Below are 25,214 nucleotides of genomic sequence, written 5' to 3' on the forward strand. Positions count from 1 at the left end.
GTTGAATAAACTATTTTCTGTTGATTACTTTTTTTGCTTTTTCTACGATTGATTTTGCATTTAAACCGTATTTTTCCATTAAAGCTTCGGGTGTTCCCGATTCTCCAAAAACATCGTTTACTGCTACAAATTCTTGCGGTGTTGGTTTGTTTAAAGCTAAAACACCTGCAACACTTTCGCCTAAACCGCCTAAATAGTTGTGCTCTTCTGCAGTTACGATACAACCGGTTTTTGCTACCGATTTTAAAATCGTTTCTTCATCTAAGGGTTTAATGGTGTGTATGTTGATAACCTCTGCTGCAATTCCGTCTTTTTCTAATTCTTCAGCAGCCTGCAAAGCTTCCCAAACTAAATGACCAGTTGCTACAATGGTAACATCGGTTCCTTCTGATAAAAGTACAGCTTTACCAATTTCAAACGGCATATCTTCTGGAATGAAATTTGGCACAACTGGGCGACCAAAACGCAAATAAACCGGTCCTTGGTGATCGGCAATTGCCAATGTTGCAGCTTTGGTTTGGTTGTAATCGCAAGTGTTGATCACGGTCATTCCAGGCAACATTTTCATTAAGCCAATGTCTTCTAAAATTTGATGTGTTGCACCGTCTTCTCCCAAAGTTAATCCGGCATGCGATGCACAAATTTTTACGTTTTTCTCTGAGTAGGCAACCGATTGACGAATTTGATCATAAACCCGGCCTGTTGAAAAGTTGGCAAATGTTCCAGTAAACGGAATTTTGCCGCCAATGGTCATTCCGGCAGCTAAACCAATCATGTTGGCTTCGGCAATTCCTACCTGAAAGAAGCGTTCCGGATGATTCTTCTTAAAATCGTCCATTTTTAATGAACCAATTAAATCAGCACACAACGCCACAACGTTTTCGTTCTTTTGGCCTAATTCTGTTAATCCGGCTCCGAAACCAGAGCGTGTATCTTTACTTCCTAAGTTGGTGTATTTTTTCATTTAATCTAAAATCTTTATAAATTCTAAAAGTAATTTTTGATCTTTTTGCGATAAACTACTTCGTAATTTTTCTATTTCTAACAAGCTTTTTCGCATACTATTGATCGTTCCAAAATAATCCACACTTCCACCATTATTATATAGGTATAAATCACAAATTTGTCCTGTTAAATTGTGAACGTGTTTTTTTAAATCATTATTCTGGAAATTAGGGATTCTGTTTTTTAAATTATCGCAATAATTTGGGGCGTATTGTTTAACTTGATCATCGTTTGTTGTATCAATTTCATAAGCCAATGAAATTTGGTCAATGTTGATGTCGTTGTAATTTGATTGGTATTTGGTGTAATCATAGTAAGCATCTGCATAAGCAGCATCGTCTAGAACGACTTCTTCAACCATTTCTGTTTCTGCATAATCTGTGGCAACTTCTGTATTTGGCACGTATTGTTTGATTTTTTCGTTTTGATCTTTAAAAAATTTCTTTAATTCTTTTGCTTGATCAGAAGTAATCAATTGAGATGCCTTTAAGTTTTTAACCAAAGATTTAGATTCTTTTTTGTAGAATGCAACTACTTGATCCCTTGTGAGGGGTGCTTCTTCCGAACCATACTCTTTTGTATTGTACAAAACATTTGTTGTTACCGAATAAAGAGGCGAAATATAATTGTATAAATCGTAATTCGTTAAGTCATCGCCATCAAAACTATAGGTATAAAGCGGATCTTTATAGGCTCCATAATATGCTTCGGGATTTGCTTCGGTTGGTGCGTAAGCCGTTTCTTCAGCCACTTCGTTTAAAATACTTTCTTGGTATTCAGAAATATCTTTCGAAACTTTAGCAGCATCTATATTTAATTTCAAATTGACATTTTCAGCAGATTGAAATACCAATTTGTACGAAGCTTCATTATTATATTCTATCGATAAAATTAATCCTTTTAAATTTGCATTTGGAAAAAGAGCTTCTGTATTGTTGATTTTATTGGTTGCATCGACACAAAAACAAAAATCATACGTTTCTTTATTGTTGATGTCTTCTAAAATGGCGTAATATTCACAATTTGTTCCATTAATGCTGCCTGAGCGGTTTAATTTTGAAACAACTTGGCTGTCTTTCACAATTTGAAAAGCCGAATACGGCGAATAGTTTACCACTTTTGAAACGCCGCTAACCGTTAGAGGAATCATCCAGTTTTCACTAACGAAATAATTAGATTCGCTACCGCCATACATTGCTGTATCAGAATTGTTGTAATAAAAAGACAATAAGCTTTCCGAATTGTTTTTGCTTAAATAATGATCATAATTTATGTTATTGAAGTCTTCTTGGCTGTATTGTTCTTTATTAGAAACTTCAATTTTATAATTTAATCTTTTGGTAAATTCTACCGGTTGATTGCTTTGAGCTAAACCTGCAAAGCCAACTAAACTTACTGCTAAACAAACAATTTTTTTCATAAATGCTTAATTAAAATTAATAATCTCCTAAGGTAACTAGATTTTGATTTAAAGCATTTTCTAACTGTTCGTTATTGGGTGCTTTGCCATGCCATGCATGTGTGTTCATCATAAAATCTACACCGTTGCCCATTTCGGTGTGTAACAAAACCATAATTGGTTTTTTATTACCCGTTTTTTGTTTTGCTTGTTGCAATCCGTTGATAACTGCTTCTATATCGTTGCCTTTTTCAATGGTTAAAACTTCCCATCCAAAAGCTTCAAACTTTGCTTGCAAACTGCCCATGTGCAATACCTCATCGGTAGCTCCGTCGATTTGTTTTCCGTTTAAATCTATGGTTGCAATGATGTTATCTACTTTATTAGCAGCAGCATACATAAGCGCCTCCCAATTTTGACCTTCTTGCAATTCGCCATCACCCATAAGCACATAAACCAATTTATCGTCGTTGTTTAACTTTTTGGCTTGTGCAGCTCCCAAAGCCACTGATAAACCTTGCCCCAACGAGCCCGATGCCATACGAACACCCGGTAAATGACTGTGAGTGGTTGGATGCCCTTGTAAACGCGAATCGATTTTTCTAAAAGTAGCCAATTCGCTTACCGGAAAGTATCCGCTGCGCGCCAAAACGCTGTAAAATACAGGCGAAATATGTCCGTTTGATAAAAAGAAAAGGTCTTCGTTTTTGCCATCCATATCAAATGAATCTTTGCGATCCATAAGTATTTGATACAATGCTACAAAATATTCGGCACAGCCTAAAGATCCACCCGGATGACCCGAATTTACAGCATGCACCATTCGTAAAACATCTCTTCGAACTTGTGTTACCAAGTCTTGTAATTGTTGTGTGTTTGGTTTCATTTATAAACGTATAAAATTTATAGTACACAAAGATAAGTTTTTTAAAAGATTGCACGCAAAAACTTCCTATTTTTGTTCACATTTAATAAACACTTGTGTTTTCTTTTTTTACAATGAATATTTTAAAACAGTATTGGCAAAACTACATTAGTGCCTACAAAGGACTTTCAAAGGCTACTTGGTTGTTGGCTTTGGTGATGTTTATAAACCAAAGCGGTTCAATGGTATTGCCTTTTTTGGGCGTATATATGGCTACTGTTTTAGATTTTTCTTTGCAAAATGCCGGCATCGTTTTAAGTATGTTTGGCGTGGGTTCTATTTTGGGCTCTTTTATTGGTGGTTGGCTCACCGATCAATTTGGCTCGTTTAAAATTCAGGTTTGCAGTTTGTTTGGCAGTATTCCGTTTTTTTTGATTGTACCGCTTTTCAACACTTTTGAAAACCTTTGTGTTGCCATCTTTTTTTTAAGTTTAATTAAAGAATTGTTTCGACCGGCAAACAGCGCTTCGGTTTCATTTTATGCCAAACCCGAGAATATCACTCGCGCTTTTTCATTAAACCGAATGGCCTTAAACTTGGGATATTCTATTGGTCCGGCAATTGGTGGTTTTTTGGCGGCGGTCTCGTATAACTTTTTGTTCTATGCCAATGCGTGTATGTCTTTTATTGCTGGAACACTGTTTATTATTTATTTTAAAAATAGGGCAGGAAATGCACCCAAGAAAGTAATAGCTGAAAAAGCAGCAACTGTTGCAAAAGTAAAATCGGCATATACTGATGGTGTTTTTTTAATTTTCAGCTTTTTTATTGCTATTTATGCCTTTTGTTTCTTTCAAATTTTAAACACACTACCTCTTTTTTACAAGAATGTGGCTTTTATGAATGAAAAAGAAGTGGGATTGCTTATGGGTTTTAACGGAATTGTTGTTTTTGTGCTGGAAATGGCATTGGTACATTTTGCCGAGAAAAAATTCACCCTTTCTGCCAACATGATTATTGGCAGTTTGTTTTGCGGTGCGGCATTTTTGGTATTGATACCGTCGCATAGCCAATTGATACTTTTTAGTTCGATTTTTTTAATTTCTATCTCCGAAATTTTAATCATGCCGTTTGCATCAACCGTAGCCGTAAATAGATCTTTACCTGCAAACCGTGGATCATATATGGGATTAAACGGCATTTCGTTTTCAATTGCCTTTATTACATCGCCCTTGCTGGGAACATATATTGCAGAAAATTTTGGTTTTACCAACTTATGGATTGTAAATTGCACAATGATTGCAATTACCAGTATTGGTTTTTATTTTATAATGAAAAAGATTTAGGAAATGAACGTGTTCAAAGCAGTAGATTTATCAATTGGTTATAAAGGCAAAACACTGTTTACCGATTTGAATTTTGAATTGAAAACAGGCACTCTCACTGCTTTGTTAGGAAGCAACGGTATTGGAAAATCTACTTTGCTAAAAACCATTTCGGGATTGCTTGATAAACAGCAGGGAAAACTTTTGATTAACGAACAAAATGTGGATGCTTTTTCTGTTCACGAATTTGCCCAAATGGTGAGTGTGGTGCTTACAAATGAAAATGTGAACAAAGAACTCAGCGTGTATGAATTGGTAAAATTGGGCAGGCAACCCTATACAAATTGGTTTGATAAGCTTTCGGAACAAGATGAATTGCTTATTGAAAACGCTTTGAACGATTGCGAAATCATCGATTTAAAAAATAGAAAACTTGCACAACTAAGCGACGGACAGTTGCAACGTAGCCTTATTGCCCGAGCCGTGGTACAAGACACACCATTTATTTTCTTAGATGAACCCTCAACACATTTAGATTTATACCACAAAGTGCGGCTGCTAAAATTGTTAAGAAAACTGTGTGCGAATCACACTAAATGCATTTTATTTTCTACGCACGATTTAGATTTAGCTTTGCAGTTAAGCGATGAAATTATGTTGCTGAAAGACGAAAAATTTTATCACAACACTACTAACAACTTGATTAACCAAGGCGTTTTTGATCGTTTTTTTAATACGGATGATATTGTTTTTGATAAAGAGCGAAAGCAGTTTGTTATTCTTTAAAATCTAAATGATGTTTTTGATTTGTTGAAACATTCTCTATTGTCCAGTTAATTTTTTCTTGAAACGGATGTTTTCTCACAGGACAATCAGTTTTACTGCAAATGTTACACGAATATTCTTTACAAGCATCCAAGTGTACAAAAAGTTCAATTCTATCACCAAAATGATTTATTACGGTTTCTTCTAAAGCATCCACTTCTTTATGTCCTTCTTCGATATTAAAATACCAAGGAACGGTCATGTGACAATCAAAATGCAAGGTGCTTCCATACTTAATAATGCGTAAATTATGCAAATCAATCCAGTTTTCTCGTCGTTTTTCATTTAAAAAAGCTACCACTTCTTTCAATAGTAATTTATCTGTTTCATCCATAATCCCAGAAATCGATTCCCGTAAAATTTTGTATCCAGTAAAAATGATAAATGCTGCAAAAATCAATGCCGTTACGCTGTCAATCCAAGCTATTTTTGTGAAATACAAAACCACCAATCCAATCACAATTCCAATAGTAGAAAAAGTATCGGTTTGCAAATGCTTTCCACTTGCAATCAGTGCCAATGAATTATTTTTTTTCCCTTTTTGAATGGCATAAAAACCCAAAATATAATTAATAGCAGCTGTTATTGCCACTAGAATTAAACCAACATCTAATTTTTCAATGACTTTAGGGTTTTGCAATTCCCCAATGGCTTCATAAATAATGACCACACCTGCAATACTTATCAATGAACCTTCGATAGCTGCCGAGATAAATTCTACTTTTCCATGGCCATACGGATGGTTGTGATCTTTTGGTAATGCCGACAAATACAGGCTATACAAACCAATAAATCCAGCCAAAACATTAATAGTACTCTCTAAAGCATCGGTAAGAATTGCAACCGAATTGGTAACATACCAAGCATATATTTTAACAATAAAAAGAAGTATTCCAACAATGGTAATTATCCGTTGGAATTTAAAGTTTTCGGTGGCGGAATTGCTCATTAACACATTCGTTTTTTACTCATTCAAAGTTAGTGATTCCATTCTAAAAAAGCAGCCTACTACCTATTTATTATTATAAAGCTATGCTTACTTATGAATTGACTGACAAGTTGGTTGAGTGCGCACAATTCCTACGAGATTTTACACTTTTGCAACACCGCAAGCAATCTCCTAAAAAAAATGGGTAGTAATTTTACCTGATGTTAAATCGAGTGGTACCCATATATCTATAAAAAGTGCCGCAATCGAATAAAAAACATATAATGCTCAACCACTCTAATGAATATATCTTTAAATAAAATACCAATAAAAAACACTTTCAAATCTGCATAAAATTATGTATTTTTACCCAAATTCACTACAATTTATGCAACAAGAATCTCAGTATACTGAAGATAACATCCGCTCGTTAGATTGGAAAGAACACATTCGTACACGCCCAGGAATGTACATTGGTAAATTAGGCGATGGTTCTTCGCCTGATGATGGTATTTATATTCTCATTAAAGAAGTGTTAGACAACTGTATCGATGAATTTGTAATGGGTGCCGGAAAAACAATCGAAGTCACCATTAAAGACCGCACAGTTTCGGTACGCGATTACGGTCGGGGTATTCCGCTTGGAAAAGTTGTGGAAGTGGTTTCGCGAATGAATACAGGTGGAAAATATGACTCTAAGGCTTTTAAAAAATCAGTCGGTTTAAATGGTGTAGGTACTAAAGCTGTAAACGCTTTGTCGTCTTACTTTCGTGTAGAATCGGTGCGCGATAACCAACAAAAAGCGGCTGAATTTAGTGCCGGAAATTTAACTTTAGAAGAAGATTTGGTTGAAACCACCAAACGCAAAGGAACAAAAGTTACTTTTACAGCAGATGACACCATCTTTAAAAACTATAAATTCCGCAATGATTACATTGTGCGAATGCTTAAAAATTATTGTTACCTGAATAAGGGTTTAACGATTATTTACAATGGCGAAAAATTTGTTTCTGAAAATGGTTTAAAAGATTTATTGCAAGAAACAATCACCGAAGAAGATATGATTTATCCGATTATTCATTTAACCGGAAATGATATCGAAATTGCTTTAACCCACAGTAAAACGCAGTATTCCGAAGAATACTATTCATTTGTAAATGGTCAAAACACCACCCAAGGCGGCACGCACTTATCCGCATTTAAAGAAGCAATTGTTCGCACCATAAAAGAGTTTTACAACAAAAACTTTGAAGCGTCTGATATTCGCAAATCCATTGTTTCGGCTATTTCAGTAAAGGTAGAAGAACCTGTTTTTGAATCGCAAACCAAAACCAAATTGGGTTCAACCGACATGGGACCTGATTTGCCCACTGTTCGTACCTTTATAAACGATTTTATAAAAACAAACCTGGATAATTTTTTGCATAAAAATCCAGAAACCGCCGATGCATTGCTCCGGAAAATTCTTCAAGCAGAACGCGAGCGCAAAGAACTTTCGGGTATTCGTAAATTGGCAAAAGATCGTGCAAAAAAAGCATCGCTACACAATAAAAAATTGCGCGATTGCCGCGTACATTTAACCGATGCCAAAAACCCAAGAAGTTTAGAAAGTACCCTTTTTATTACAGAAGGAAACTCAGCATCTGGTTCCATCACAAAATCGCGCGATGTAAACACACAAGCCGTTTTTAGTTTGCGAGGAAAACCTTTGAACACCTACGGAATGACAAAAAAAATTGTGTATGAAAACGAAGAGTTTAATTTATTGCAAGCCGCTTTGAACATTGAAGAAGATTATGAAAATTTGCGATACAACAATATTGTGCTTGCAACCGATGCCGATGTGGATGGTATGCACATTCGATTGTTAATGATTACATTTTTCTTGCAATTTTTTCCAGAATTGATAAAAGAAGGACATTTATACATACTGCAAACACCGCTTTTTAGGGTTCGCAATAAAAAGAAAACCATCTATTGTTATTCGGAACAAGAGCGTATCGATGCCATTGAAGAATTAAAACCAAAACCCGAAATTACCCGATTTAAAGGTTTGGGTGAAATTTCGCCCGATGAGTTTGTGAATTTTATTGGCCAAGACATTCGTTTAGAACCGGTAATGTTAGATAAATCATCATCTATCGAAAAATTATTGGAGTTTTACATGGGCAAAAACACGCCTGATAGACAAGAGTTTATCATTGATAATTTAAAAGTGGAGTTGGATAAAGTGGAGTAAATAAAACCTGTTATTTAGGAATGAAAAACATTGATAAAACAAGTTTAGAAAATGCGTTTCGCTTATTTGATAGCGGATTTATTAATGAAATAGAAATTGGTACTACAAAAGGTTTACAACAAATTCACAAATATCTTTTTAATAATCTTTTCGATTTTGTGGGAAAAATCAGTACGTTGAATATCTCAAAAGGCAGATTTCGATTTGCAACGGCGTTGTATCTAAATGAAATTCTTGTAAAAATAGAAGCAATGCCCGAAAACACTTTTGAAGAAATTATTGCAAAATATGTAGAAATGAATATCGCACACCCTTTTATGGAAGGCAACGGAAGAACCATGCGTATTTGGCTTGATTTAATTTTAAAAAATGGGTTAAAAAAAATAGTTAATTGGCAGTTTGTAGATAAAACGCTTTATTTACAAGCAATGGAACGAAGCCCGATTAACGATTTGGAGTTAAGAACTTTGCTCGCCGAAAATTTAACCAATGATATAGATAACCGTGAAATTATTTTCAAAGGAATTGAGCAGTCTTATTACTACGAAGGTTACGAAAAAAAAGATTAAATTATGGAAAACGAATTGATTATATTTCAGTCCGAAAACGGAGCCTTAGAACTTCGCATAAATGGAGAAAAAGATACTGTTTGGGCAAGCCTTGACCAAATAGCAACCCTTTTCGGAAGAGATAAATCAGTTATTTCCAGACATATAAATAACATTTTTAAAGAAGAAGAGCTACAAAAAGATGTGGTTGTTGCATTTTTTGCAACTACCACTCAGCACGGAGCAATTAAAAATAAAACCCAGACAAAACAAGTGGCTTATTACAATTTAGATATGTTACTATCCGTTGGCTATAGAGTAAATTCAAAAATAGCAACAAAATTTCGGCAGTGGGCAACAAAATTGCTTAACCAACATATTACAAAAGGATACACAATCAATGAAGAATTTTTAAAACGGAATAAAGCACAATTTATTAAAACGCTTGAAGATTTAAAGATTCTAACAAAAGAAAATAGTCAATTAAAAGCAACAGATGTTTTAACACTTATAGAATCGTTTTCGGGAACTTTTTTTGCATTAGATAGTTATGATAGAAATAATTTTCCAACGCAAGGTACTAAAAAAGAGATAGAAACATCGGCAAAAGATTTATCAAAAGATCTACAAAAGTTAAAACAAGAATTAATTAATAAAGGTGAGGCAACTGTTTTGTTTGCGCAAGAAAAAAAGAAAGGAAATTTAGAAGGAATTTTTGGAAACGTATTTCAAACTGTTTTTGGTGAAGATGCTTATCCAACAATAGAAGAAAAAGCAGCACATTTATTATATTTTGTTGTTAAAAATCATCCTTTTAATGATGGAAATAAGCGGAGTGGGGCTTTTAGTTTTATTTGGTTTTTGCAAAAAGCGGAGTATCCGTTTCATAATAAAATATCTCCCGAAACACTAACTGTTATTACAATATTAATTGCAGAATCAAATCCCGCAGATAAAGAAAAAATGATAGGAATAGTGAAATCAATTTTAAATTTTTAACTCAATTTAAGTTTTTTTTGAGAATATTACATAAAACATAATTATTCAAATGAATAACGAAGAATATAACGAAGATGCCGAACTAAACAATTACGATCCCGAATTGGATCATAATAGTTTGGAAAGCACCGAAGCCGAGACCATAAAGAAAGTTTCGGGTATGTATGAAGAATGGTTTTTAGATTATGCTTCGTATGTGATTTTAGAGCGTGCTGTGCCCGCAATTGAAGATGGTTTTAAGCCAGTTCAGCGCCGCATTATGCACTCAATGAAAGAATTAGACGATGGCCGTTACAATAAAGTAGCAAACATCGTGGGGCACACCATGCAATACCATCCGCATGGCGATGCAAGTATTGGCGATGCCATGGTGCAAATCGGTCAGAAAGATTTATTAATAGATACACAAGGAAACTGGGGAAATATTTTAACGGGAGATGATGCGGCAGCTTCGCGTTATATCGAAGCACGTTTAAGTAAATTTGCGTTAGATGTTTTGTATTCGCCAAAAATCACGCCGTGGCAACTTTCCTATGATGGCCGTAGAAACGAACCAATCAATCTACCGGCAAAATTCCCAATTTTATTAGCGCAAGGTGGCGAAGGTATTGCAGTTGGTTTATCAACCAAAATTCTTCCACACAATTTTATTGAGTTAATAGATGCTTCCATCAAAATATTAAAAAAGAAACCGTTTGTACTGTATCCCGATTTTCCAACTGCGGGTATTGCCGATGTATCTAATTATAACGATGGCGCACGCGGAGGAAGAGTAAGGGTTCGTGCACGTATTTCGCAAGTAGATAAAATCACACTTGTTATTAAAGAAATTCCTTTTTCAACCACCACCACTTCATTGATTGATAGCATTTTAAAAGCAAACGAAAAAGGAAAAATCAAGATAAAAAAGGTAGAAGACAATACCTCTTCTGAAGTTGAAATTGCAATTCATTTACCGCCGGGTGTGTCGCCTGATAAAACCATCGATGCGTTGTATGCATTTACAAGTTGTGAAGTTTCAATAGCGCCATTAGGCTGTGTGATACAAAACAACAAACCCCTTTTCACAGGCGTTTCAGAAATGTTAAAACAATCTACCGAGCGAACGGTTGATTTGCTAAAACAAGAACTGATTATCGAATTGGGCGAGTTGGAAGAACAATGGCATTTTTCATCGCTGGAACGTATTTTTATCGAAAACAGAATTTATCGAAATATTGAAGAAGAAGAAACTTGGGAAGGTGTAATTGCTGCTATTGATGAAGGATTAAAACCATTCACCTCACATTTAAAACGAGCTGTTACCACAGAAGATATAGTGCGATTGACCGAAATACGAATTAAACGTATTTCTCGTTTCGATTTAGATAAAGCGCAAGAAAAACTAGATGCTTTGGAAGGCGATATTGAAAAAGTGAAATACAATATTGAGCATATCATTGATTTTACCATTTCATTCTTCACCAACTTAAAAGAAAAATACGGCAAAGGACGCGAACGCAAAACCGAATTGCGCAACTTTGATAATATCGAAGCAACAAAAGTGGTATTGCGCAACCAAAAACTGTATGTAAACCGAGAAGAAGGATTTATTGGAACTGCTTTGCGCAAAGACGAGTACATTGCAGACTGTTCAGATATTGACGATGTGATTGTGTTTCTGCGAGACGGCAGTATGACGGTATCAAAAATCGAAGAGAAAAAATTTGTGGGTAAAGATATTATTCATGCAGCGGTTTTCAACAAAAACGATAAACGCACTATTTATAACATGATATACCGCGATGGAAAAACAGGCTCATCGTTTGTGAAGCGTTTCAGTGTTTCAAGTATCACCCGAGATAAAGTCTATGATCTAACTCAAGAAAAACCAGGTTCTCAAGTACTTTATTTTTCAAGTAATCCAAATGGTGAAGCAGAGGTAGTAACTATTTTATTAAGACAATTAAGCAACGTAAAAAAACTAAAATTCGATTTAGATTTTGCCGATTTGCTTATAAAAGGTCGCACATCAAAAGGAAACATCGTCACAAAATATCCAATAAAGAAAATTGAACTAAAAGAGAAAGGAATTTCTACCCTTCGTCCTCGAAAAATTTGGTTCGATGATACCGTTCACCGTTTAAATGTGGATGGCAGAGGCGAGCTTTTAGGCGAATTTAAACCCGAAGATCGTTTGTTGATTATTACTCAAAGCGGAAAATTAAAAACAATTATTCCTGAATTAACCACACACTTTGACGATGATATTATTGTATTGGAAAAATGGATTCCCACAAAACCCATTTCATGCATATATTTTGATCCAGAAAAAGATAAGTATTTCGGGAAAAGATTTATAGTGGAATCTGTAAATAAAGAAGAACTCTTTATTTCCGAACATCCGTATGCCCGTTTAGAAATTGTTTCTACAGATTACCGACCAATGGCAGAAATAATATTCGCAAAAAGTAAAGGTGTTGAAAAAGAGCCTTTAATTATAAATTTTGAAGAATTTATCGCAGTAAAAGGTATTAAAGCACAAGGAAATCAAGTAACAAGCGATAAGGTAAAAATGATGAATCTTTTAGAATCGTTGCCCTATGAAGAGGTTTTGGAAGAAGAAACATCCGAAAAAAATAATTTTACCGACACGGTTGATGAAAGCTCTCTAACGATTGAAGAAGACGGTCAAATTGGCTTTAACCTAGAATAAACGAATACATTTTAAACACAAATAAAAAATATATGAATTTTGTCATAATTGACGATCATCCTTTTATTTTAGAAGGATATGCCAATGTTATAAAGCAAAATTATCCGCAAAGCACAATTGTTAAATTGGCTTCGTGCGAAGCTGTTTTTGACTATTTTTCGAACAATGCCGAAGCAAAACGAACGGACATGGTTTTGGTTGATTTCAACATACCAAGTTTTGAAGAAGAACAATTAAAAAACGGGATTGATGCAGCTAATTTCATTCGCCAAATCATTCCATATTGCAAAGTAATATTACTAACCGCACACACCGAAAAAATCTACATTCTAGATATTATTAAAAACGCAAAACCCGATGGTTTCGTTACCAAAGGCGAACTCACACCCGAATATTTGTTAGAATTAATACAAATTGTTTTAGATCAGGGTAAGTTTTACAGCGATTTTATTCAAAAAACATTCAATGAATCTTTAAATGATAAATCACTGATAGACGACTACAACCGTCAAATATTATATTTACTTTCAAAAGGATATAAAATCGTGGAATTAGACAAAATAATTCCGATATCATACAGCGCCATTCAAAAGCGAATTGCCAAAATGAAGCAAGTGATGAAAGCACAAGATGACAAAGGTTTGGTGAAAGCAGCCATAGAAAATGGATATTTGTAGAATAAAATACTACATGAAATGAGTGTTTTGCTCACATTTTGTTAACTTTTAAATCCATAGTTGTAAATATAAAACCAACGCCCTTACATTTGTAAAACATTTGAACATAATATGAAAAATTATTGGGCAAATAATTAGGGAGTATTAAGGTTTTCACGTTTTAATAAGGTTAGATTAGGTTTAGAACGTATATGTTGTTTTGTTGATTACTTAAAGTTCAAATGAAACCAATCCTGCTTGTATAGCAGGATTTTTTTTATTATTTTTGTACCACTTTTTGGGGGCCGATCGGTTTTGACAGCAGGTGGAATTGAAAAGTAAGCACGTCGAGCGCTCATTTACAGCTCGTAAATATCATGAATGAACTTTTTTTTACACGGCGAAGAAAACTACGCTTTAGCTGCTTAATTCTGAATTATAGTAAGATCAAGCCTTGTCCTATAAGATAGGAAAGCTAAATTCCTTAAAAAAGCCTTGATTTATGGCGTTTTGTAATAAGGAACCGTAAATATAAATCTAGAGTAAATAGCACCTCGGAAGTTACTCGAAATCTAAAGAGGTTAAGTGTGTAGTGGTTGTTTTTGGCAAAGCTATACAACGAAAATTTAAACAAAAACTAAACGTGTAGAAAGCTCTTTGATTGCTTGTTTGGACCAGGGTTCGATTCCCTGCGGCTCCACTGAAATAAAAAAATGCATTGATTTTTAAGTCAATGCATTTTTATTTTAATTATTACCATAATTTGGTATTGTTTGAAATATTCCATTTTAACTACAAAATATTCCGTAGTTTATTAAACCTAAAGAATAAAAAAGCCCTAATTGGATTAGAGCTTCTGTACCTATTATTAAAACCCACGTTTTTTACTTTGGTTGTACCACATTGGCACTTTTTGTCCGCGCGCTTGTTTCATTTGCCCTTCCATCATGCTAATTTGCTCTTTCAGCATACCTTTCGTATCAAGCTTTTTAGCCTCTGCAATTAATTTTTGAGCTTCAGCAGCACGGTTTTTACTCATCGTGATACCTGCCAACTGCAATTTTGCCACTGCTAAATCTTCCTTTTGATTAAGTCCTAAATCAACTGCTTTACGAAAATCTTTTTCGGCTTGGTTTAAGTTATTTTGCGCGTTGATAATTCCATTCAAATAAAAATAATATCCTTGTTGGTTTTTTATTAAAGCGGTTTCTGGATTAATTTTCGACAAAATGCGTTTGGCTCCCTCCATATCTTGTTTTCTAAACTTAAACAAGGTCATAATAAGCATTTCATTTTTAAAATAAACTAAAACCACTAATAGTGTTAGTATCAATAAAAAAATACCATTTCCAATATTTTTCTCGGTAAATTGCCAAACAGCAGTTGCCAATAACGCTGCTGCTGCAACAATTTTTATATTCTTGTGAATCATAATCGTTTTTGTTTTAATTTTGCAAATGTAGTAAAATACTGCAAGCCACAAAAAATACCTGGCAAGAATCCTGCAATAAGTAGCAGAAATTTAAAATAAATTTTAAAAACAATTTGTAGGTATTAAAAGGATTTGTATATTTGCACTCGGTTTTGAAGCACTGATTTCAAAGCTGAACATTTATAAAATATATATTTAAAGATAAGAAGCAATGAGTAAGAGAACGTTTCAACCATCAAAAAGAAAAAGAAGAAACAAACACGGTTTCATGGATAGAATGGCAAGTGCTAACGGAAGAAAAGTATTGGCACGTAGAAGAGCTAAAGGAAGACATAAGTTAACGGTTTCTAGCGAACCAAGACACAAAAAATAATGATGGATCATCATAAATAAAGGCGTTACTTTAAGTGTCGCCTTTTTTTATATCTTTTATTTTTAAACACTTCATTCTTCTTTTTAATTAAGAATAAGTACATTTGAATACAACAATTATAACAACACCCTATAAATAATGCCTAAAGATCATTCAATTAAAACAGTTTTAATCATTGGTTCTGGTCCAATCATTATTGGTCAGGCTTGTGAATTCGATTACTCTGGTTCGCAATCGGCACGTTCGTTGCGCGAAGAAGGAATTAAAGTTATTTTGATCAATTCGAACCCAGCAACCATTATGACCGATCCATCAATGGCGGATCATGTGTATTTAAAACCATTAAACACCAAATCAATCATCGAAATTTTAAAGGCGCATCCAGAAATCGATGCTGTTTTGCCAACAATGGGCGGACAAACAGCCTTGAATTTGTGTTTAGAAGCCGATGAAAAAGGTATTTGGCAAGATTTTGATGTAAAATTGATTGGGGTTGATATCAACGCCATTAATGTCACTGAAGACCGCGAACAATTTAAACAACTTTTAGCAAAAATCGATATTCCTTTTGCACCTGCAAAAACTGCCACATCGTTTTTGGAAGGAAAAGAAGTTGCCCAAGAATTTGGTTTCCCGTTGGTAATTCGTCCATCGTTTACCTTGGGTGGAACAGGAGCTGCTTTTGTGCATAAAGAAGAAGATTTCGACGAACTTCTTACACACGGCTTAGAATCATCGCCTATACACGAGGTTTTGATTGACAAAGCATTATTGGGCTGGAAAGAATACGAATTAGAGTTATTAAGAGATAAAAACGACAATGTTGTAATTATCTGTACTATTGAAAACATGGATGCTATGGGCATTCACACCGGTGATTCAATTACCGTAGCACCAGCAATGACCTTATCGGACCGCACGTTTCAACGCATGCGCGATATGGCTATAAAAATGATGCGCTCTATCGGAAATTTTGCAGGTGGATGTAATGTGCAGTTTGCAGTATCACCCGATGAAAAAGAAGATATCGTCGCTATTGAAATCAACCCTCGTGTGTCGCGTTCATCTGCATTAGCATCAAAAGCAACTGGCTACCCTATTGCAAAAGTAGCTACAAAATTGGCATTAGGCTACACTCTTGATGAGCTGCAGAACCAAATCACCAAATTAACATCGGCATTGTTTGAACCAACTTTAGATTATGTTATTGTAAAAATACCTCGTTGGAATTTTGATAAATTTGAAGGTGCCGACAGAACACTTGGTCTTCAAATGAAATCGGTTGGTGAAGTTATGGGAATTGGTCGTTCATTTCAAGAAGCCTTACAAAAAGCCACCCAATCATTAGAAATAAAACGAAACGGAATTGGTGCAGACGGAAAAGGATACACGAATTACGATCAAATTTTAGATAAATTAGAGCATGCATCATGGGATCGTGTTTTTGTGATTTACGATGCCATCGCATTGGGGATTCCGCTAAGCACCATTCAACAAATTACTAAAATAGACATGTGGTTCTTAAAGCAATACGAAGAAATGTATGCTTTAGAGCAAGAAATATCAAAACACACTTTGGCAACTCTTCCAAAAGATTTATTGTTAGAAGCCAAACAAAAAGGGTTTGCAGACCGCCAAATTGCTCACATGTTGCGCTGTTTAGAAAGTGAAATTTACACTTTACGCGAAAAAATGAACATTAACCGTGTGTACAAATTGGTGGATACTTGTGCGGCAGAATTTGTGGCACAAACACCTTACTACTACTCTACTTTTGAAGCCGGTATTGAAAAAGCAGACGGCACAGTTTACACAGCCAACGAATCGGTTCGAACCGATAAAAAGAAAGTTGTGGTACTTGGCTCAGGTCCCAACCGAATAGGTCAAGGAATTGAGTTTGATTATTCTTGCGTGCACGGTGTTTTGGCTGCATCAGAATGTGGTTATGAAACCATCATGATCAACTGTAATCCGGAAACGGTTTCAACCGATTTTGATACGGCCGATAAATTGTATTTCGAACCCGTTTATTGGGAACATATATACGATATTATTCGTCATGAAAAACCAGAGGGGGTAATTGTACAATTAGGCGGACAAACCGCTTTAAAGTTGGCCGAAAAATTAGATAAATACGGAATTAAAATCATTGGAACAAGTTTTGAAGCTTTAGATTTAGCTGAAGATCGCGGACGTTTCTCTGAATTACTAACCGATTTACATATTCCTTTTCCTAAATTTGGAGTAGCCACTACTGCCGAAGAAGCAGCGAAATTGGCAGACGAATTAGATTTTCCTTTATTAGTACGCCCATCGTATGTTTTGGGTGGTCAAGGAATGAAAATCGTTATTAATAAAAAAGAATTAGAAGAGCATGTAATTGATTTATTAAAATCGATTCCAGGCAACAAATTGCTTCTAGATCATTATTTAGCTGGAGCTGTGGAAGCAGAAGCTGATGCGATTTGCGATGGCGAAAATGTGTACATTATTGGAATTATGGAGCATATTGAACCTTGTGGTGTGCATTCAGGAGATTCAAACGCTACACTGCCCCCATTCAATTTAGGTGAGTTTGTATTGCAACAGATTAAAGATCACACTAAAAAGATTGCGGTTGCCTTGAAAACAAAAGGATTAATCAACATTCAGTTTGCAGTGAAAGACGATACGGTATATATCATTGAAGCCAATCCACGTGCTTCCCGTACGGTTCCGTTTATTGCAAAAGCTTATGGCGAACCTTATGTGAACTATGCTACAAAGGTAATGTTGGGCGCTAAAGTAACCGATTTTAAATTTAACCCACAACTAAACGGATATGCTATTAAGCAACCTGTTTTCTCTTTCAACAAGTTTCCGAAAGTAAACAAAGCTTTAGGACCTGAAATGAAATCAACGGGAGAAAGCATTCTGTTTATCGATAGTTTAAAAGACGACGCTTTTTACGATTTATACACCCGCAGAAAAATGTATTTAAGTAAATAGCAGCTTTTTTAAAGCACAAAAAAATCCGTTTCTAATATTTTAGAAACGGATTTTTTTTAGATTCTAAAGGTTTACTTTTTTATAATCTTAATAAACTGTGTGTGTTCTTCTGAAAACAATTTAACCATATAGGTACCAGAACTGAATTGCGAAAAGTTGATTTTAACGGTTTCATTATCATTTGACTGTTTTAAAACTCGTTGCCCAATAATGTTGTACACTTCTACACTTTCAATGGTGTGTTTGTAACTAACTATTAAATCGTTTTCTACCGGGTTTGGATAATATTTTAAACCAGCTAAATCAAAGTTATTTACTGAAAGCGTAATACCTACTTTTACAGCGGTTGGATAGCTTGGACAGCCATTTTCATCAATTATTACGCCATAATAAGTGACACCATCTTCTAGAAAATCAGAAACGTCTAGAGGATTCATTCTATTTATTGCATCATTATAGCTTAAATACCATGTAACATAAGGCTGATTCATTATCAAATCGGCCACTTTGGCTTGATGCGTAAAATTTTGCGTTAAAAATCCTGTAGGTGAATTGGGGCGTGTATTCACTTTTACATGAACTTGTCTTCTGCTTGATGTGCATCCAGAATAATCTATTGCTACATAATAATAACCCGTTGTTAAGCTATACGTATCGGGTAAAGGTGTTGTGGAAGAATTATCAACATACCATACATATTTAGTTGAAGTAGAAGCTTTTAAATATAAATCGCCAACTGTTGCGCCTGCACACAAAACAAAATCAGTCATAATAGGTGCTGTAGTAGGATAAACACGAACAGCTACAGCAATTCTTGGTGATTTACATGGCAATATTTCTTGCTCTATATAATAAGTTCCTGTTAATAAAGGTGTATTTGCTGCTAAAGGTGTAACACTTTGTGCTGAACTGTACCAATTAATAGTTGCTCCCGGCATTCCGTTTGCAACTAAATCGGAAACGTAAGCAGTGTTGCAAAATACTTGTTGTGTAGAAACAATTGGCACTGTTACACCTGCAGTGGTTATAATTTGTAGAGGTTTTCTAACCGATTCGCACAAGTTATAATTAAATGTGCTTACATAATACACACCGTTTGTGAGCAAATGTGTACTTGGTAATGCTTGTGTACTTGTTAAACTGCTGTACCATTTTAATTGCAAGCTACTGAAATTATCGATTGAGATATTTTGAATCAATGCGGTGTTGCAAATGACAAGGCTTGTTGTTGTGATAGGATTACTCGGGTAAATGTTTACTACCACCGCAAAGCGGTTGGTACTTTCACAACCATTAACTGTTTGGGTGGCATAATAAGTTGTTCCATTAACTAAACTTGTGGTTGCAGATAAAGGTATACCATTTGTTGCTTTATCATACCATTTGATATTTTGACCGTTTACATTCAAATCCCCAACAGTAGGTGTATAAGGTTCACAAAATTCTTGAACACTTAAACCTGTTGGTATATTGGTTGTATTTATCGTTACATTTATCGCTGCTCGTGTATAATTTTCGCAACCATTAATGGTTTGTGAAGCGTAATAACTACCAGTAGCTAGCTGTTGGGTTTCGCTTAAAGGTATTCCACCAAAAGGAGTTGTGTACCATTTCACATCGGTTCCAGTAACGACTAAATCACTTACAGTTGCATTCTCATTGATACAAAAAACTTGATTTGTGGTTACAGGTTGTGGAATATCTATTGGTTGGGTAATATAAATATTTTGTGATGCGGTACAATTTTTACTATCGATTACTAACACATTGTATAAACCCGCAGGTAATTGATTTATATTTTGCGATGTATTGCCATTAGACCATTGGTAGGTATAAGGTGGTGTTCCGCCCGTTACATTTAAACTAATACTTCCTGTAGTAGTTGCGTAACAAAGTACGTTATTCTGCTGATAAGCGATATTTAAAACATCTGGTTGGTCAATCGTAACGCTCTCACTAAACGTACAACCATAATCATCTGTTATGGTTAAAGAATAGGTTCCGGCCGATAGATTACTAATTGATGCTGTTGTTGCTCCATTTGACCAATTATAGGTATAAGGTGCTCTACCACCAACGATAGTTGCAGTAATATTTCCATCAGCAAGTCCATTACACGAAACATTTTTCTTACTAAAATTTAAAGATAATCCTACGTTTGGCACCACGGTTACACTTTCGGTTACTGTACAACCATTTGCATCTGATACCGTTAAAGTATAATTGCCGGGCACTAAATCATCAACAGTCGAAGTGGTTGCACCATTTGACCAAGAATAGGTATATGGTTGTGTACCACCTGTTGGCATAGCTATTACGGAGTTGGTTAGGGATCCGTTACAACCAGCTTTCGTTTGGGTAGTAGCTACTTTTAAAACATTAGGCTCTGTTATGGTCACAGCCTTTGTTAAAGAACAGCCATTTGCATCTGTAACTAAAACGGTATAATTGCCTTTACTTATATTAGAAATGTTTGCTGTGTTACCTCCATTACTCCACAAGTAGGTATATGGTTCAGTGCCGCCAATAACAGTAATAGCAGCTTCACCAGTTGCTGTTGCAAAACAACCCACATTCTTAGATGTTATACTTGCAGATAGGGCATTTGGTTCAGTGATGGTGATGTTTTCAGTTTTTATACAATTATAAGCATCCTTTACGGTGACTGTATAAGTTCCTGCTGATAAACCCGTAACTTTAGGTGTTGTAGCGGTATTGTGCGACCATGTATAGGTGTATGGTAGAGTACCACCACTTGGAATTACCTCAATTGTTCCATCATTGGCGTTGTTGCAACTTAAGTTTTTAACGTTTACAACATTGGTAAGTGCTGTAGGTTGCGAAATAACAACTGTTTCTGTTCCAAAACAACCATTTGCATCTGTGATAACAACACTATATGTTCCGGCACTTAACCCAGATATTGCTGCTGTTGTAGCATTGTTTGACCATAAGTAACTGTATGGTGCTAATCCTCCATTACCAGAAACAGTTGCACTTCCATTGCTCTCACCAAAGCACAACACATTGGTTTGTGTTAAACTTCCTTTAACTTGGGATACTGTTAGCGTAACTGCGTTTGATGCCAAATCATTTAAACAATTACTTTTTACTATTACTTTATATGTATAGCCATTTAAACTATTGGTAACGTTTGAAATAGTAAGACTATTTGTGGTAACCCCAGAATATACAGTATTATTTGATAAATTAGTAAAACCACTACCAGTATCTACCTGCCATTGATAACCTACTCCATTTACTGCATTTACATTTATTGTTGCATTATTATTTAAACAAACTATTTGATTAACGGGTTGATTAATAATTGTTGGTGAAAGTACCGTTTGTAAATCTATAGCAGCTATTTTCGAACATGGTCCCCAACTTGCTACGGCGTATATTGTTTTTGAAACAGAGCTATAAGCTGTTGGTACCGCAATAGTATTGGCATTTATAGCCTGTGCATCAGCTAAATTTTCGTAGTAAGAATAAGTAACTCCCGAAAGGGTTGAGATGGATGTTTCTGCATTTGTAAGATTATAAACAGCTGTATTTGTTGGAGAACAGCCTTGTAAAGTTACTGGCGTATTTAGTACAAGTGTAGTTATATTTACATCTACCGCAGCTGTTGCTGGGCAATCAAAATTGCTAGATGCTACTTTTACGGAATAATTTCCAATTTGAGTGGCAGTATAGGTGCTTTGTGTAGCTCCTGAAATAATTGTATTGTTAAAATACCATTGATAAGTTGGGTTCGCCGCAGAAGTTGTAACTTTTAATGTGGTGTTTACAGTTTCACAAAGCAACAAATTACTTGGCAAAATGGTTCCATTAATATCAGTAAGATCAAGTGGCGGTACAGTACCGTTATCAACCGTAATGCTTGCTGTGCTCACACAGGTGCTAGAAGGTACTGTCACTTCTACTGAGTAAGTACCTGTTTGTGTTACTGTGTATGAATCTGAAATTGCACCAGGAATTTGCACATTATTAAGAAACCATTTATAGGTTGCATTTGTAGCTAAAACACTAGCTTTAATTACTTGCGTAGCTTCACATTTTTTTATGTTTGATGGCAAAATATTCCCTGCTGTATCTGTAATCTTTACACCAATATCAAAAGAGCCTGCTTCTAAAAAAACAGCTGTATCGTACTTATCGTCTGCATAATCTGCAATTACCATTTTAAAATGATAGGTTTCTCCAGGAATAACAGTTGCTGTTGCAGTCAATGGAATGGTTCTTCCTTGAAAATTAATATCCGAATTTGTGGTATTGTATCCTCCAAAATATTGTTGGTTTACAGCTCCGCAAGAGCCTGCTGATCCTGTCACAGCCGGATGAATATTAGATGTACTTACAACTCCTCCTGAATTGGGCAAAACAGCCAAGTTGGTATATGTAGGATCTCCTACTTTCTTTAACAACAAAGCAAATGCATCAGTAAAACTGCATTCATATCCATCGCCATACTCCTCTGATGCGAGTATATAATTAAAAGTAATTTGATTGGTTATAGGCACAAAATCAAATTCAATATAAGTGGCATCATATAATACCATAGGTGAAATGTTTAGCACATTGGCTAAATCAACATCACCTCCTGAATTGAGGTTATCAGAAAGCACAGGGTTAATAAAGTTATTACCTGCTTTTCGAGCAAAACCTGTGCTGAGAACAATACCCGATTGAAAAGGAAAGTTAGCATTTGCCTTATTAAAATACCCCCATGATCTGTTTAAGTTTGTTGCCGGCAAATTGGGCGAAACCACAACATTCGTAGCATTGGCACTTGTACAGTTACCACCACCAGATATGAGCACATTATTTATCAATTGCGAAACGGTAAATGCACTTTGCGCACTGGAGGCATTGTTAACCTCTATAAAATCACCAATACCTAAAGGCACAACGGGTGGGGTGCTATTTGGAATGTTGATTCGAGTGGGTAAGGATTGTCCTAAACTAAGATAGTTAATCACAAATGAAAACAAAAACAGCCAAAAAAGGTTTTGAACATTGATTCGTTTTTTTGTGGAATCATTAAGCAACTTCACTTTTTTCAGATTCATAGTTTACCAGAAAAATGGTTATTTAATAAAAAGATACTCCTATTTTTAAAAGTACTTCTCCAAATGGATTATATTCTAATAATGCAACTTTTTAATATACATTTTAAAAATAACCGTAAATGTAATTGATTTTGCATCAAATTTTTAATCAAATTGAAAAATTAACTTTTTATTCATCAAAAAAAAGACTGTCTTTTTTAGGCAGTCTTTCTTTTTCTATTTATTCCCTTTTGCGTGATCGGCTAAGAATTGTTCCAAACCTAAATCGGTGAGTGGATGCTTCAGCAATCCTAAAATCGAACTTAAAGGACCCGTCATCACATCGGCACCAATTTTTGCACAATTCACAATATGCATGGTATGACGCACCGATGCTGCTAAAATCTGCGTTTCAAAGGCATAATTGTCATAAATCATTCTAATTTCATCGATTAAATTTAATCCATCGGTAGAAATATCATCTAATCTACCAATAAATGGCGACACATACGTGGCTCCTGCCTTTGCAGCCAACAATGCCTGACCTGCCGAAAATACTAAAGTTACATTGGTTTTAATGCCTTTTTCAAAAAAGTATTTACACGCTTTAATACCGTCTTTCGTCATGGGGATTTTTACAACAATCTGCTCGTTTAATTCTGCAAGCTCCTCGCCTTCTTTAATCATTCCCTCAAAATCGGTAGCAATTACTTCAGCCGAAACATCGCCATCAACAATAGCGCATATATCCACATAATGTTTTAAAATATTGTTTTTGCCTGTAATGCCTTCTTTTGCCATTAACGACGGATTGGTCGTAACGCCGTCTAAAACGCCTAAAGCTTGTGCTTCTTTAATTTGGTCTAGGTTTGCTGTATCTATAAAAAATTTCATGGTTTTGATGTGTTTAATTATTATTTGTTCTTTTTATTGGAGATTATTTCAATTTATAGGAATTCTTTGATTAAGATTTTTAACCATTAAAAGTTACTAAAAATCTGCGAATTTGAGGCAAATAAATTATTTTATTTTATAATGATTCATTAGCATTTTTTCATACACCGTATCTGGTAAAATCTTTTTTAGAAAGATAGAAAACTTTTGCATGAAAGCCCCTACTCTGTAATGAACTTTTGGTTTTTTTGTTTGAATAATTGCGTTAATTGCTTTTGCCATTTCTATGGGATCTCCGCCATCATTGACATGCTCGTTGATTGTAGCCAATTGTTGACTATAAATGGCTTTATAAGGGGAATTTTCTAAAACCGGTGCATGAAAACGGCGTGCAGCAATATCGGTAGCAAAATCGCCTGGAGCCACATTGGTAACTCGGATATTAAAGGGTTTCACTTCCATTCGTATCGATTCGGTTAGCAGTTCCAAAGCTCCTTTCGAAGCCGAATAAATGCCGCGGTAAGGCAAGCCCATATATCCTGCAATAGATGTTACGTTGATAATTAATCCCGATTTTTGCTGGCGCATTTGGGGCAAAACTGCTTTCATCACTTCAATGGGACCAAACACGTTGGTATGAAAATTATTTTGAATTTCTTCCAAAGGAATTTCCTCAATAGGTCCGGTAATTCCTACTCCTGCATTGTTAATCAACACATCAATTCTGCTTTCTTTTGCAATAATTTCAGCAACCGCACTTTGTATCGATTCCTTGTTTCGCACATCAATGGCAACCAGCGGAAAACGACTATCTGTCACGTTTTCAGGATTTCTACTGCTGCCATATACGGTATATCCTTGGGTTTGCAAAAAATTGCCAACTGTTTTGCCAATACCTGAAGATCCGCCAGTTATCAATACAACTTTGTTCATTTTTAATATTTTCAACAAATATACAATAGCTATTTGTAAAATTAGTATTTTTAGTA

At 35.2% G+C, this 25,214-nt stretch carries 17 protein-coding genes and 1 other RNA gene; 10 read left to right on the top strand and 8 right to left on the bottom strand.

Features of this window, described 5'->3' with window-relative positions; all coding sequences use genetic code 11:
• Window positions 1-10: 10 nt before the first annotated feature.
• From NPX36_RS13505 to NPX36_RS13515, 3 genes are read right to left on the bottom strand one after another with little or no spacing between them, the layout of a single operon-like run.
• A complete protein-coding gene (locus tag NPX36_RS13505) occupies window positions 11-964 on the bottom strand; it encodes a transketolase family protein (RefSeq protein WP_257499255.1) in 954 nt (317 codons plus the stop codon).
• Complete coding sequence (locus NPX36_RS13510) at window positions 965-2,425, bottom strand: hypothetical protein (RefSeq protein WP_257499256.1); 1,461 nt, start codon at window positions 2,423-2,425, stop codon at window positions 965-967.
• A gap of 16 nt (window positions 2,426-2,441) precedes the next feature.
• A complete protein-coding gene (locus NPX36_RS13515) occupies window positions 2,442-3,290 on the bottom strand; it encodes a transketolase (protein ID WP_257499257.1) in 849 nt (282 codons plus the stop codon).
• Between the two features lie 113 nt (window positions 3,291-3,403).
• On the opposite strand from NPX36_RS13515, the gene NPX36_RS13520 reads away from it, so the two are divergent.
• Together NPX36_RS13520 and NPX36_RS13525 are read left to right on the top strand one after the other, a co-directional pair.
• On the top strand, window positions 3,404-4,615 hold the full coding sequence (locus NPX36_RS13520) for an MFS transporter (RefSeq protein ID WP_257499258.1): 1,212 nt from the start codon (window positions 3,404-3,406) through the stop codon (window positions 4,613-4,615).
• A 3-nt stretch (window positions 4,616-4,618) separates the two neighbouring features.
• Window positions 4,619-5,380 (top strand): ABC transporter ATP-binding protein, encoded by a 762-nt coding sequence (locus NPX36_RS13525; RefSeq protein WP_257499259.1) that lies wholly within the window; start codon window positions 4,619-4,621, stop codon window positions 5,378-5,380.
• Here the strand turns inward: NPX36_RS13525 and NPX36_RS13530 are convergent.
• Window positions 5,370-6,368 (bottom strand): cation diffusion facilitator family transporter, encoded by a 999-nt coding sequence (locus NPX36_RS13530; protein WP_257499260.1) that lies wholly within the window; start codon window positions 6,366-6,368, stop codon window positions 5,370-5,372. The two genes, NPX36_RS13525 and NPX36_RS13530, sit on opposite strands and share 11 nt — an antisense overlap.
• A gap of 367 nt (window positions 6,369-6,735) precedes the next feature.
• Between NPX36_RS13530 and NPX36_RS13535 the strand changes: the two genes are divergently transcribed.
• From NPX36_RS13535 to ssrA, 6 genes are all read left to right on the top strand, one after another.
• Window positions 6,736-8,586 carry a DNA topoisomerase IV subunit B gene (locus tag NPX36_RS13535; RefSeq protein WP_257499261.1) on the top strand — a complete coding sequence of 617 codons (1,851 nt, stop codon included), beginning with the start codon at window positions 6,736-6,738 and terminating at the stop codon, window positions 8,584-8,586.
• 20 nt (window positions 8,587-8,606) lie between these two features.
• Window positions 8,607-9,155 carry a protein adenylyltransferase Fic gene (fic, locus tag NPX36_RS13540; protein WP_257499262.1) on the top strand — a complete coding sequence of 183 codons (549 nt, stop codon included), beginning with the start codon at window positions 8,607-8,609 and terminating at the stop codon, window positions 9,153-9,155.
• Window positions 9,156-9,158: 3 nt separating this feature from the next.
• Complete coding sequence (gene rhuM / locus NPX36_RS13545) at window positions 9,159-10,133, top strand: virulence protein RhuM/Fic/DOC family protein (RefSeq protein ID WP_257499263.1); 975 nt, start codon at window positions 9,159-9,161, stop codon at window positions 10,131-10,133.
• 49 nt (window positions 10,134-10,182) lie between these two features.
• Window positions 10,183-12,828, top strand: a complete 2,646-nt coding sequence (locus NPX36_RS13550) for a DNA gyrase/topoisomerase IV subunit A (RefSeq protein ID WP_257499264.1) — start codon at window positions 10,183-10,185, stop codon at window positions 12,826-12,828.
• A 32-nt stretch (window positions 12,829-12,860) separates the two neighbouring features.
• Window positions 12,861-13,505, top strand: coding sequence for a response regulator (locus NPX36_RS13555; protein ID WP_257499265.1), 645 nt, complete (start codon window positions 12,861-12,863; stop codon window positions 13,503-13,505).
• A 280-nt stretch (window positions 13,506-13,785) separates the two neighbouring features.
• Window positions 13,786-14,187, top strand: a transfer-messenger RNA (tmRNA) gene (gene ssrA, locus NPX36_RS13560).
• A gap of 165 nt (window positions 14,188-14,352) precedes the next feature.
• Here the strand turns inward: ssrA and NPX36_RS13565 are convergent.
• The gene (locus NPX36_RS13565) at window positions 14,353-14,916 is read right to left on the bottom strand and encodes a DUF2892 domain-containing protein (RefSeq protein WP_257499266.1); all 564 of its coding nucleotides are present in this window, start codon (window positions 14,914-14,916) and stop codon (window positions 14,353-14,355) included.
• A gap of 211 nt (window positions 14,917-15,127) precedes the next feature.
• Here NPX36_RS13565 and rpmH point away from each other — a divergent pair, with 211 nt between their 5' ends.
• Window positions 15,128-15,289: a 50S ribosomal protein L34 gene (rpmH, locus tag NPX36_RS13570; RefSeq protein ID WP_008464848.1), complete on the top strand. Its 162-nt coding sequence runs from the start codon at window positions 15,128-15,130 to the stop codon at window positions 15,287-15,289.
• Between the two features lie 138 nt (window positions 15,290-15,427).
• Window positions 15,428-18,277, top strand: a complete 2,850-nt coding sequence (gene carB / locus NPX36_RS13575) for a carbamoyl-phosphate synthase large subunit (protein WP_257499267.1) — start codon at window positions 15,428-15,430, stop codon at window positions 18,275-18,277.
• A gap of 71 nt (window positions 18,278-18,348) precedes the next feature.
• On the opposite strand, the gene NPX36_RS13580 is transcribed toward carB, so the two are convergent.
• The 3 genes from NPX36_RS13580 to NPX36_RS13590 form a co-directional block, all read right to left on the bottom strand.
• Window positions 18,349-23,352, bottom strand: coding sequence for a choice-of-anchor L domain-containing protein (locus NPX36_RS13580; protein WP_257499268.1), 5,004 nt, complete (start codon window positions 23,350-23,352; stop codon window positions 18,349-18,351).
• Window positions 23,353-23,568: 216 nt separating this feature from the next.
• A complete protein-coding gene (gene fsa / locus NPX36_RS13585) occupies window positions 23,569-24,225 on the bottom strand; it encodes a fructose-6-phosphate aldolase (RefSeq protein WP_257499269.1) in 657 nt (218 codons plus the stop codon).
• Between the two features lie 126 nt (window positions 24,226-24,351).
• Window positions 24,352-25,158 carry an SDR family oxidoreductase gene (locus NPX36_RS13590; protein WP_257499270.1) on the bottom strand — a complete coding sequence of 269 codons (807 nt, stop codon included), beginning with the start codon at window positions 25,156-25,158 and terminating at the stop codon, window positions 24,352-24,354.
• Between the last annotated feature and the right edge of the window lie 56 nt (window positions 25,159-25,214).

The sequence above is a fragment of the Paenimyroides aestuarii genome, from assembly GCF_024628805.1.
Classification (GTDB): domain Bacteria; phylum Bacteroidota; class Bacteroidia; order Flavobacteriales; family Flavobacteriaceae; genus Flavobacterium; species Flavobacterium aestuarii_A.